13 protein-coding genes are annotated in these 11,523 nt (G+C 44.9%); 9 read left to right on the forward strand and 4 right to left on the reverse strand.

Translation table 11 applies throughout. The features are described from left to right. Positions 1 to 104: 104 nt before the first annotated feature. Entirely contained in the window at positions 105 to 1,148 is a 1,044-nt protein-coding gene (gene hemF, locus QZW82_RS04235) for an oxygen-dependent coproporphyrinogen oxidase (protein ID WP_293145046.1), read from the reverse strand. 189 nt (positions 1,149 to 1,337) lie between these two features. On the opposite strand from hemF, the gene QZW82_RS04240 reads away from it, so the two are divergent. The 7 genes from QZW82_RS04240 to QZW82_RS04270 all read left to right on the forward strand — a co-directional run bounded on the left by QZW82_RS04240 (position 1,338) and on the right by QZW82_RS04270 (position 6,564). After that, a complete protein-coding gene (locus QZW82_RS04240) occupies positions 1,338 to 2,408 on the forward strand; it encodes an Mrp/NBP35 family ATP-binding protein (RefSeq protein ID WP_293145049.1) in 1,071 nt (356 codons plus the stop codon). A gap of 365 nt (positions 2,409 to 2,773) precedes the next feature. After that, entirely contained in the window at positions 2,774 to 2,965 is a 192-nt protein-coding gene (locus QZW82_RS04245; RefSeq protein WP_293145052.1) for an NAD(P)H dehydrogenase subunit NdhS, read from the forward strand. Positions 2,966 to 3,197: 232 nt separating this feature from the next. Beyond that, positions 3,198 to 3,866 (forward strand): HAS-barrel domain-containing protein, encoded by a 669-nt coding sequence (locus tag QZW82_RS04250; protein WP_293145186.1) that lies wholly within the window; start codon positions 3,198 to 3,200, stop codon positions 3,864 to 3,866. 116 nt (positions 3,867 to 3,982) lie between these two features. After that, the gene (locus tag QZW82_RS04255; protein ID WP_293145055.1) at positions 3,983 to 5,443 is read left to right on the forward strand and encodes a serine/threonine-protein kinase; all 1,461 of its coding nucleotides are present in this window, start codon (positions 3,983 to 3,985) and stop codon (positions 5,441 to 5,443) included. A gap of 24 nt (positions 5,444 to 5,467) precedes the next feature. Continuing rightward, a complete protein-coding gene (locus tag QZW82_RS04260) occupies positions 5,468 to 5,821 on the forward strand; it encodes a hypothetical protein (RefSeq protein WP_293145058.1) in 354 nt (117 codons plus the stop codon). Continuing rightward, positions 5,814 to 6,380, forward strand: coding sequence for a zeta toxin family protein (locus QZW82_RS04265; RefSeq protein ID WP_293145061.1), 567 nt, complete (start codon positions 5,814 to 5,816; stop codon positions 6,378 to 6,380). The genes QZW82_RS04260 and QZW82_RS04265 overlap by 8 nt, the downstream gene beginning before the upstream one ends. Continuing rightward, positions 6,343 to 6,564 (forward strand): hypothetical protein, encoded by a 222-nt coding sequence (locus tag QZW82_RS04270; RefSeq protein ID WP_293145064.1) that lies wholly within the window; start codon positions 6,343 to 6,345, stop codon positions 6,562 to 6,564. Before QZW82_RS04265 ends, QZW82_RS04270 begins: the two co-directional genes overlap by 38 nt. Before the next feature lie 176 nt (positions 6,565 to 6,740). Here the strand turns inward: QZW82_RS04270 and QZW82_RS32180 are convergent, their stop codons facing one another. From QZW82_RS32180 to QZW82_RS04280, 3 genes are all read right to left on the reverse strand, one after another. Next, positions 6,741 to 7,103 (reverse strand): DVUA0089 family protein, encoded by a 363-nt coding sequence (locus QZW82_RS32180; protein WP_366664968.1) that lies wholly within the window; start codon positions 7,101 to 7,103, stop codon positions 6,741 to 6,743. A 27-nt stretch (positions 7,104 to 7,130) separates the two neighbouring features. Continuing rightward, positions 7,131 to 8,786 carry a serine protease gene (locus tag QZW82_RS04275; RefSeq protein ID WP_293145067.1) on the reverse strand — a complete coding sequence of 552 codons (1,656 nt, stop codon included), beginning with the start codon at positions 8,784 to 8,786 and terminating at the stop codon, positions 7,131 to 7,133. A 489-nt stretch (positions 8,787 to 9,275) separates the two neighbouring features. Continuing rightward, entirely contained in the window at positions 9,276 to 9,809 is a 534-nt protein-coding gene (locus tag QZW82_RS04280) for a COP23 domain-containing protein (protein WP_293145070.1), read from the reverse strand. Between the two features lie 116 nt (positions 9,810 to 9,925). Here QZW82_RS04280 and QZW82_RS04285 point away from each other — a divergent pair, with 116 nt between their 5' ends. Both QZW82_RS04285 and QZW82_RS04290 read left to right on the forward strand, forming a co-directional pair. Continuing rightward, positions 9,926 to 10,234: a Rieske (2Fe-2S) protein gene (locus QZW82_RS04285; RefSeq protein WP_293145073.1), complete on the forward strand. Its 309-nt coding sequence runs from the start codon at positions 9,926 to 9,928 to the stop codon at positions 10,232 to 10,234. 818 nt (positions 10,235 to 11,052) lie between these two features. After that, on the forward strand, positions 11,053 to 11,523 hold the full coding sequence (locus tag QZW82_RS04290; RefSeq protein ID WP_293145076.1) for a cupin domain-containing protein: 471 nt from the start codon (positions 11,053 to 11,055) through the stop codon (positions 11,521 to 11,523).

An 11,523-nucleotide genomic window follows, 5' to 3' on the forward strand; every position in this document is an offset into this window, starting at 1 on the left:
ACAAATGGCGCAGGGTTTGAACATGGCACACTATGAGTGTTTGTGTAAAAGTTTACCATTCTGTCTACTCAATTGCTAGCTAAGCACTTTCTCAGTAGTTTAACTCAGGTCGGTGACTGCTGAGGCATCCAATTCGCCCAATCTTGCGGTTTTAAGAACTTTGAGTAGAGTTCGGCTTCTGGAGAGTTGGGTTCTGGCTCGAAACAATACTCCCAGCGTACCAGAGGTGGCAGGGACATCAGAATCGATTCGGTGCGTCCGTTGGTCTGTAAGCCAAAGGTCGTGCCCCGATCGTACACTAAGTTAAATTCAACGTAACGGCCGCGGCGGTAAAGTTGGAAATCGCGCTCGCGATCGCCGTATGCTTTCGATCGGTGTTTTTCAACAATTGGGGTGTAAGCCGGCAAAAATGCGCGGCCGCAGTCCTGTATGAAGGCGAACAGCGACTCCCAGCTTCTAGGCTCAGGGTTTCCGACATTTTTGCTGTACTCAGCAGCTTTCCCTTTGACATTCTGGTCGCGGTAAAGCGGGCCTTGAGCGTTTTGGTAGTCAAAAAACAGGCCGCCGATACCGCGAGTTTCTTGGCGGTGGGGCAGGTAGAAATATTCGTCGCACCAGAGTTTAAATGCCTGGTAATAGTCCGAGTGGTGTTTGTCGCAAGCTGCTTTCAGAGTTTTGTGGAAATGAGCTGCATCCTCATCCAACAGGTAATAGGGCGTCAAATCGACACCGCCACCAAACCACCAAATCGGGCCCGCTTCAAAATAACGGTAATTCAGGTGAACCGTAGGCAAGTAGGGATTGCGGGGGTGCAGCACCATCGAAGTACCAGTGGCGTAGAAATCGTGACCGGCAGCTTCTGGGTGCTTGGTCAGAATCAAAGCAGGCAAACTTTCGCCCCAAACTTGGGAAAAATTAACTCCGCCTTGTTCAAACACATTGCCTTCGCGCATAACGCGAGAACGTCCGCCCCCGCCTTCGGAGCGTTCCCAAGAGTCCTCTTTAAATTTGCCGCCGCCATCGACCAGTTCGAGGGCTTGACAAATTTCGTCTTGTAGGCTTTTCATAAATTGGCTGACTCTAGCTCTAGAGTCAGCGGGCGGCAAAAACGGAGAAGTCGTGGTTTTAAGTGTTGTAGAAACTGTCATAAAATTTTCTGTTGTCAGATTTGAATCTTAGATGGTGATGATTGCCAAATCCAGTCGCCATGTAATTATGCCACCGCAGGTCTGCAAATGATCGCTATGAAGTTACATTAAAAAATAGCAATAAAAATATACTTAAACTTGCGATCGAACATTCACTGACACAATTGCAGAGCTATGGTGGAGAACACAATGCCCAGTACACTCGATATTAGTTCAGTCTTAGAAATCCTGCGACCTGTGCAAGACCCCGAACTGCAAAAAAGTTTGGTGGAATTGAACATGATTCGTAACATCAAAATTGACGGCGGAGTCGTCAGTTTTACTTTAGTGCTGACAACGCCTGCTTGCCCGCTGCGAGAGTTTATTGTCGAAGATTGCCAAAAAGCGGTCAAACAGTTGCCAGGAGTCGAAAAAGTGGCAGTGGAGGTGACAGCCGAGACTCCCCAGCAGAAGGGAGTGGTCGATCGGCAAGGCATAGAAGGCGTTAAAAATATTATCGCCATTTCCAGCGGCAAAGGCGGCGTCGGCAAAAGCACGGTAGCCGTGAATGTGGCTGTAGCGCTAGCGCAAACCGGAGCCAAGGTGGGTTTGCTGGATGCCGATATCTATGGGCCCAACGATCCAAATATGTTGGGTTTGGGGGACGCGAAAGTGATGGTTAGGGACGGAAAAAGCGGGGAAAGCCTCGAACCCGCGTTTAATTACGGCGTCAAATTGGTGTCGATGGCGTTTTTAATTGAGAAAGACCAGCCTGTAATTTGGCGCGGCCCAATGTTGAATGGGATTATCCGGCAGTTTCTGTATCAGGTGAATTGGGGCGATTTAGATTATCTGATTGTCGATATGCCTCCGGGTACTGGAGACGCGCAGTTGACGATGGCCCAAGCGGTGCCGATGGCGGGTGTGGTGATTGTGACGACGCCGCAGACGGTGGCTTTGTTGGACTCCCGCAAGGGGTTGAAGATGTTCCAGCAGTTGGGAGTCTCGGTGTTGGGAATTGTGGAAAACATGAGCTATTTTGTGCCGCCGGATATGCCTGACAAGCAATATGATATTTTCGGTTCCGGCGGCGGGGAAAGGACGGCGGCAGAGTTGGGAGTGCCGCTGTTAGGCCGCATTCCGCTGGAAATTCCGCTGCGCGAAGGTGGCGATTCGGGTGTGCCGATTGTGGTGGGACAACCGGGTTCTGCTTCGGCGAGGGAGTTGCGGGCGATCGCGGGTCGGATTGCTGGTAAAGTTTCCGTAGCAGCCCTAGCCTAAATTACATTGGAATTAACATTACCCGAAATCAGGAGACTGCACGTGCCTTTCGTAGTGTCGGCTTAACGTCAAACGCACTCAGAGACTGCTGTTGGACGATTAAGGCCAGATCCCCCCTAGCCCCCCTTAAGAAGGGGGGGGACAGGAGTCTTCTCAAAGTCCCCCTTCTTAAGGGGGATTTAGGGGGATCTAGACTTAGGTAAAAACAAGATTTATCAAAGCTTTCAGGCTTAAGTTGACACTCCTTGGGCACGTGCCGTGTCCCTACCTGATTATTTTGGGGTAGGGAGACGGCATTGCCGTCTCCGAACTCGATCGCCAAGAAACGGTAAACTATAAACAGCAAACATCACATTCAAACAATTATGATTTTTCCTGGTTCCGCAGTTCGAGTTAAAGATAAGGGCGAGATTTACTACGCTTTTCAAGGACAAGTCCAGCGAGTTACCGACGGGAAAGTCGCCGTACTGTTTGAAGGTGGCAATTGGGACAAGTTGATTACTTTCCGCCTGTCGCAGTTGGAACTTGTCGATGCTACGGCTGGCCGCGCGAAATAGTCATTGGTCATTAGTGAGTTGTTATTGGTTATTGGTTGTTGGTTATTGGTTATTGGTTATTAGTTATTAGTTATTGGTTGTTAGTACCCACTTACAAATAACAAATAATAAATAACCAACTGCTAACCGCCAAGTGACAACTGTCAACTGCCAACTCAAAGAGGGCGGGCACGCACCATCCACCGCCCCTACAAACTGTCAACTGTCAACTGTCAACTGTCAACTGACTAATATGCGTTTACCTTTACCTCAATTTGCTACAAAAGAGCGTCATCCCGATCGCATTGCTGAAGTCATCGAGACAGCAACTACAGAGTTTCTAGCTCAATGCTTGGAACCGGATGACTTGAGTTTTCCGGTGATGCCGCCTTTTGGGAGTTGGGTGAAGGCGGAAGATGAAGAGTCTAAAAATCAAATCTACGGCGTAGTTTACCATGCTACCACTAGCCCGATCGACTCGGTGCACAGAGCTCGGGCTTTGGGTTTATCGCTGGAAGAGTTGCGGGAAGAACAACCGCAGATTTTTGCGATGCTGAAAACCGAGTTTCGAGTGGCGCTTGTGGGGTTTGAGAAGCCACCGGAAAGGTTGAACGGCCACGGCCCATCGAGGGGTACAATTTATCAGTATTTGCCGCCGCGCCCGCCGCAAATTCACCAAGCGGTTTATCGCTGCGAACCGGATGAGGTGATTGATTTTACGGTGCAGTTGGATTTTTTGAGGACGCTGCTGGGAGTGACGAATGCGCCTGTGGATGCGCTGGTGGCTGCGACGATTCGGGAGATTTATCAGTTGCGAATGCGCGATCGATCTTGGTTGGTGGAAGCGGGGAGGAATTTAAGTGTTTTGTTGAAGGATGATTATGACAGGTTGCGGGTGATTTTGAGTCAGATTCATCCGTAATACTCGACAAAATTGAAATAGCCTGAAGCTGGCATTTTATAGATGACAGGTTTCCTAAACTAAACTAAACTATCAATAGTTCAGACCCCACTTTACTGCTATACAAAATAAATCTTATGCAGGGATCAATACTCGCAGGACGCTATCACATCATAAAACACTTGGGAGGCGGTGGCTTCGGTCAGACTTACCTGGCTGAAGATAAAAGGCGATCGGGAAATCTTCGATGTGTCGTCAAACAACTTAAGCCGCAGTTTACCGATCCGCAGACTTTAAGTATAGCTAGACGTTTATTTAAAACAGAAACAGAAAGCCTCCACCAGCTAGGAACTCATTCTCAGATTCCCGAACTTTTGGATCACTTTGAGGAAAATCAAGAATTTTATTTAGTTCAGGAGTTGATTGATGGAAGAGATTTAAGTAAAGAAATTATCCCTGGCCAGCGGCTTAGCGAGTCGGAAGTTATGGCTATTTTGCATGAAATCATAGAAATATTAGTATTTGTTCAGCAACACAAAGTCATCCACCGGGATATTAAACCTACTAATTTAATGAGGCGCAATTCCGATCGCAAAATATTCTTAATTGACTTTGGTGCTGTCAAACAAATTACTACTCAAATAGTTAATACCACTGGGCAAATACCGCCGACTATTGGCATCGGTACTGGTGGGTATATGCCAGCGGAACAAAATAACGGACATCCTAACTTTAGCAGCGATATCTATGCTGTGGGAATGACTGGGATTGAATGGCTGACGGGGATACTTCCGCACGAGTTGCCAAAGGATGCTAATGGTGAAATTGTTTGGCGCGATCGGGCTCGAGTTAGCGACGGCTTTGCTAATATTTTAAACAAAATGGTGCGCTATCATTTTCGCGATCGCTACCAGTCAGCCGCAGAGGTGTTGCAAGCTCTCAACAATTTAAGGAGAGTTCGACCACCTACTACTGTAATATCATCTCCTAACTTATTGACATTAATGAGTAACTGGACGCGAGAACATATAATTGGTTTGCTTGGGGTTAGTTTGGCTGCTATATTTGGTGTAGCAGCATTCTTTACACCAGAAATTAGAAAGATGCTGGGATTGGAGGGTGCGGATAATCTGGCAAGTTATGACAATACAGCCAAAGGCATTAAAATCAAATATCCCGATAATTGGACTAAACAAGAAGAGTCTAACGCCATTACCCAAGAGGTGGTTCAATTTATTTCACCGAAAGAAAGCGAGGGCGATAAATTTCAAGAACGGCTGATTGTGACAGTCGAACCTACGACGAATAATAAAACCCTTGATGAATATACCAAGTTATCTAAACAAGAAATCCTGAATTTAGATAAAAATGCTAAGATAGATAAAGAGGAAGAATCTACTCTGGCTGGCAAAAATGGGTATAGAGTTGTTTATACAACAAAAGAAGGGAATGAAGAGTTTAAAAAATTGAATGTTTGGACAATGAAAAATGACAAGGCTTATTTGATAACCTATGAGGCGGAAGCGGGAAAGTACGAGCAGTTTTTGCCGGTTGTTGAGAAGATGATTAAGTCGCTGGAAGTTCAAGACACGAAATAAATTTATTGAGGCAGTTGTCAGATTATGGTGACAGTATCAATCAAAGATGAATATGTTGAAGTGTTGAGTGCTTTGGGTGATTTGCAGGCCGCTATGGATTTGGCAATCCAACGTTATACCATCGAGCAGATTACAGGTAAAATTGCTGAACTTCGGCAAAGAAATGCTCAGTATCAAGCTAAATATGGCATGGATTATCTCACTTTTAACCAGCGAGTTTCTGAAGATGAAGTTTTTATCAGAAATCTAGAATCGAAGGTTAATAATTTGTGGGAAATTGACTTGGCTGATTGGGAATTTTGCTATAAGGGGATAGGAGATTGGACGCGCAAGTTACAGAGTATTTTACTTGAAACTAATAATTTATTAAATGCCTAATTTATACATTATTGGCGGTGCTAACGGTTCTGGAAAAACCACCGCCGCTAGGGAAATCTTACCCTACTTCCTAGAGGTTTTTGAATATGTCAACGCCGATGAAATAGCGGCGGGTCTTTCTCCTTTTAACCCTGAATCTGTAGCTATTCAATCGGGACGATTAATGTTAGAAAGGCTATCAACTTTAGTCAAGGCTGAAGCTGATTTTGCTTTTGAAACTACTCTAGCTGCTCGGAATTTTGCCCGATTTTTGCGAGAGTGTAGAACTAAAGGTTATCAAATCAACTTAATTTATTTTTGGTTGCAAAGTCCTGAATTAGCCATTACGCGGGTACGCCGACGGGTAGAAAGTGGGGGCCACAATATCCCAGAAGATACTATCCGCCGTCGCTACGAACGGGGACGGACAAACTTAATAGATTTGTATTTACCTTTATGCGATACTTGGATGGTGTATGATAATACTAAAAGTCAACCTCAATTGGTGGCAGCATCCGGTAACGATCGAGAGGAAATTATTTATGAACCCCCAATCTGGAACCAAATCATCCTTAGATAGTAAACCGCAAATTACCCTCACAGAACTCCAGCAAAAGATTGATGCTGGGGTTAAAATTGCTATTGCTAAAGCCATAGAAAAACACCGCAAATTAGGGGAATCAATTAGCATTTGGCAAGATGGCAAAGTAATTACTTTAACTGCCGATCAAATTCCTCCCCTGAAATTAGATAATGATAGTTAACCTTAATTAGCACTTACGGGGGCCGAGAAACCGGGTTTTTTACGAAAAATATTCGTCGTAGCCGACAGATTAGGTAAAAACCCGGTTTCTTTGGTCGCAGTGAGTAAATCCTGAGAATCTTCAAAATTAACGTAATCACTCAATCTGATAAATGTAAGCATCATCAACATTGAATACTAGCGGATTGTCAAAGTGTATCTACCTCTTTCGCCTTTTTTATAAGCATTAACAACTACGGTATAGCGGCCGCTAGCGGGTAAGGTGACAGTGACAGAAGAATTGGAATTTGAGCTGCTGATGTCGTCATTTTTTGCTAACAGTTTTTCATCAGGGCTAAAAAGTGCGACTAAGGTATCAAAATCGCGGCTTTCTACGCTAATTGTAACTGATTGACCGGCTCGGCCTTGAAAGGTATGTTGCTCGTACAGACTTCCGTCAGAGGGAAGGGCAGAGGATCTACCGGGTATTAATGAGTTATTAGCACTGAGTAGGGTTGTAGATGTTGGTTGAGTCGGTGTATTATTTTGAAGATATCTAATTCTATTTAGGGATCTCGGTAAGTCCGTCTATCTCCGTCTACCTCCTCCTTGTTGCTTATATAACTCGATTACTTTTAATACCCCTTGATAATCATCTATCCTTCCCTGTTGCTGAAGTAAGTCTGCGGCTTTCTGAAGGTCTGTTATTGCACCTCGCTTGTCTCCTAATGCATAGCGACCTGCACCACGGACTATGTAAGCATCAACTTGACCAGGGTCAATTTTCAGGGCTTGGTTACAATCGGCTATCGCACCCTGCTTGTCTCCTAATTTGAGGCGGACGCTACCCCGGCTACTGTAGGCTTCAGCTTCATTAGGGTTAATTTTCAGGGTTTGGTTGAAATCGGCTATCGCACCCTGATTGTCTCCCAATGCTGAGCGGGCAGCACCCCGGTTGTAGTAGGCATTGGCAAGGTTAGGATCAATTCGCAAAGCTTGGTCGAAATCTGCGATCGCACCCTGTTTGTCTCCTAACTCATAGCGGGCACTTCCCCGGTTGCCGTAGGCTTCGGCAATGTTAGGATTAATTTGCAAAGCTTGGTTGAAATCTGTGATCGCACCCTGTTTGTCTCCTAATCTACGGCGGGCAGATCCTCGGTTGTAGTAGGCTGCGGCAATGTTAGGATTAATTCGTAAAACTTCGTTGAAATCGGCTATAGCACCCTGGTTGTCTCCCAATGCTAAGCGGACAAATCCCCGGTTGTTGTAGCCTTGCGTATAGTTAGGATTAATTCGTATAAATTGGCTTATATCTTCGATCGAACCCTGGTTGTCTCCTAATTCATAGCGAGCACCAGCTCGGTTGTAGTAAGCCTCAGCATAATTAGGATTAAGCTGAATTGCTTGACTATAAGCGGCTACAGCACCCTGATAATCTCCTTTATTAAACTTATCCCCACCCTGAATAAAGAAATCATCAGCTTTCGGCCCAGTCGCCACAGGCGCACTCGGAACCTTTACCCCTAAATCCACTTGAGATGAAGCCAACAATCTCAAACTCGTATTAATCGGAATCCCCAGATTGAAACCAGTCTTAGCAATTTGAATATTCTGATTAATACTGCTAGATTCCGCCGCCCTCGTATCCGCCCTCCCGTGAATTCCCACTACCTCGCCATTCTCATTCAACACCGGCCCCCCGCTCATTCCCGGCAGCGTATTGTTACTATAAACCAACGCATAACCATCTTCTAAAGGTCGAGAAGCATTAGCAGTAATCCGCCCATCGGTGAAATTGTAAATCGAAGTATTAATCGCCGCTGAAGTCTTCGGAAAACCTGCCACATAAGCAGCTTTCCCTTCCGTCGCCAAATCCGAGTTGCCAATCTTAGCCACGCTGTAAGTTTGACTGCTGGTAAACTCGACAACTGCTAAGTCAATATTTGGCAGTTTTTTCACACTGCTGTAATTGAGCAAATAGCGCTTGTCGTCAGGGGTGACAATCTCATATTTAGCTTGAGCATCTTTGAAAACGTGACGGGCTGTGAGCACGGTGTAAGTGTTGCCATTCCGTTTGATGATGATTCCAGAACCAGGATTTTTACTATCAATCAGGACTGTGATAGATTTAGCTATTTTGCCGACTTCATCAGCAGATATTGCGAAAACTGCGGTTGGTTGGGCGATGACAATAGTTGCAACTGTACCGATTAAGGCGATGGGAATTTTGTTGGAGAAGTTCATTGAGTTTAGGTGTTAATGGAATAGGTGAGTTGAGCTTAATTTAATTTGTACTTTCGGAAATCTCGTTGGTATCGAAGTTTCGATCCCCCTAAATCCCCCTTAAGAAGCAGGGCAGTTTTATTGTCGGAAAAAGAAATCTGAAACTATCGAAAGCATCGCTCAAAGGTCGGATAGCACTTTTGCCAAGGTACGTAGTTGCGCTTCAGCGCTCTGTCCTAATCTTAGAAAGAGCGCTGAAGCGCAACTACGTACCTAATTTATATGACAACAATAAAACCACCCTGCTAAATCCCCCTTAAGAAGGGGGACTTTGAGTTTTCTTGGGTTTCTCTCGTTTTTCTCGAAGGCTCGATCCCCCTAAATCCCCCTTAATAAGAGGGACTTTGACTGCTCTCTTGTCCCCCCCTTAAGAAGGGGGGTTAGGGGGGATCTCCGGGTTTCAAAACACGCGCTAGGGTCGATCGATCGCCCATAAGGAATACGAATTGACTATGGAGAAATAGGAGAAACATTTTCCTCAACAGGTGTCTCTTCCAAATATCTATCCACATCAACAGAACCAGGCCCAGTTTCAGATAATATATATCCAGATGCCAACCCGCGACGATCCATCAATCTTTGCAAAGTAGCATCAGCATCACTCCCCCGCTTGAGAGTGAATAGCAAAGTCCTATTCGTACAAGCATCGTCTTTGTTAACAGCAGCACATACCACCGGTTCTCCGTTCAGAATTCCAGTGTTAATATATTTGAGAGTACCGTTGTCGTAGTTTCGCTGAAATCTTCGACCTACCTCTTGGCAGCGTTTTTGGGCAGTCCACGGCGGCGGAAAATAGTTGTTAGAAGTCCAGCGAACGAGTGGCACATTCCCCCGTGGGGTGCGAACCAAGGTGACAGGCTGTCTGTTGAGAGTAGCGCAGAAAAAGCTATTATTTCCCGCACGGCTGGGTTGACTAAACAGCGCACTCGTGGTAGTAGAAACTACTAACCCTGTCAGGAGTCCCGTCAAGATTTTGAATTTCATAAGTATAAATTTTTGATATATTATCTCATAGCTGAGCTACATTTGCAACCTGGAACTTATCCTGATGCTGAAGCCGCAAATCAGTCTGTCATAATTTATTTAAACAAAAAAATCATATGTGGGTAGAGATAACAGCACTAAATCAGATTCCAGAACGGGATATTTTGAAGGTAAAAGTTGAAGGAATTTCACTTATTTTGAATCGCCAAGGTGCGAATGTCACTTGTTACCGCAATGCTTGCACTCATTTAGAATATCCGATCGACATGGGTAAGGTTGATAACGGCATCATTACTTGTCCGTTTCACAAATATCGGTTCGAGTTAGATACTGGTAAATGTTTGAATGCACCGAGTGATTCCCTAGAGTCTTATCCCGTAAAGATTGAGGGCGAAATCGTTTTTGTTGACATCGATGAATCATGATTCATCAGTCATTTATTCATACCAATTTGAAACAAAATCTCATAATAATAAAAAATGAGAACAAGAAATTAGAGGTTTTTACCTGTAGGGAAACCGCACGGCACCGTGTCTGACAATCTATGCCTTAAGACAGATATTTTTTATACAGTTAATAACCTTTAATAACCGTAACAACAATTTGTCAAAATCTTATTATGTGCTGTTTCCAACACAAACCTGCTAGCCCCGGGAGGCTTTGCCGACATGGGAGTCAAACAAGGCAGAGCATAAGAATCTGAGTTTCCTGGTAAAGTACAAAGTCCCACGCATTTAATAGAAGGGCTCCGAGCATGATACCAGCAATTTTATAACCCAACACGGTTCACTTAAGACAGATCCCCCCTAACCCCCTGAACCAAGCAGGGCAGTTTTATTGTCGGAAAAAGAAATCTGAAACTATCGAAAGCATCGCTCAAAGGTCGGATAGCACTTTTGCCAAGGTACGTAGTTGCGCTTCAGCGCTCTGTCCTAATCTTAGAAAGAGCGCTGAAGCGCAACTACGTACCTAATTTATATGACAACAATAAAACCACCCTGCCTAACCCCCCGAACCAAGGGGGGGACAAGAAGCTCTTAAAGTCCCCCTTCGATGCGGGGGATGCGAGGGGGATCTCCGGGCATAAATAGTGTTAAGTAAACCGTATTGTTTTATAACCCAACAAACATTCTCAATAGTGTTCATACTCCTCGTACCTTCACGCGGCAAGGATCGTCAAAGATAAAATCTCAACTAGGGACGGAAAACCAGATATTCCAATAAATAAAATTATGAAAAAACTATGCCTGTTTTTTTTTTGATGGTGATGATTAGCTTGGGAACAGTTGCAATTGTCAGAAGTCAGCAAACAACACCACCTATCAATACCTATAGTCAAACCGTGAAACGGGAAGTCTTCGCGAGTGGTTATCCTAGTGAGGCAGAAGGTAGAATTTTAGAATTAGTACGTTATACCATTCCTGGTATGGCAAAAATGCTGCCTCACCTTCATCCAGGGATGCAAATTTTCAAAGTTGAATTGGGGACACTCACCTATACTGTTGTCCAGGGAATCGCGAAAATTAAACGCGCCAATGGTAAAGAAGAAACCCTAGACGCGGGCAAAACTACTCGTCTGACGGTGGGAGATTCTTTAGTTGAGGCAGGGGGTATGGTGCATTACGGTCAAAATGAAACAGGAGATCTGGTAATTCTGCTTTCCACTTCTCTCCTGGATTCTCAGAAACCGAAAGCAATTTTGATCGAGCGTTAA

The sequence above is a fragment of the Microcoleus sp. bin48.metabat.b7b8b9.023 genome (assembly GCF_013299185.1).
Classification (GTDB): domain Bacteria; phylum Cyanobacteriota; class Cyanobacteriia; order Cyanobacteriales; family Microcoleaceae; genus Microcoleus.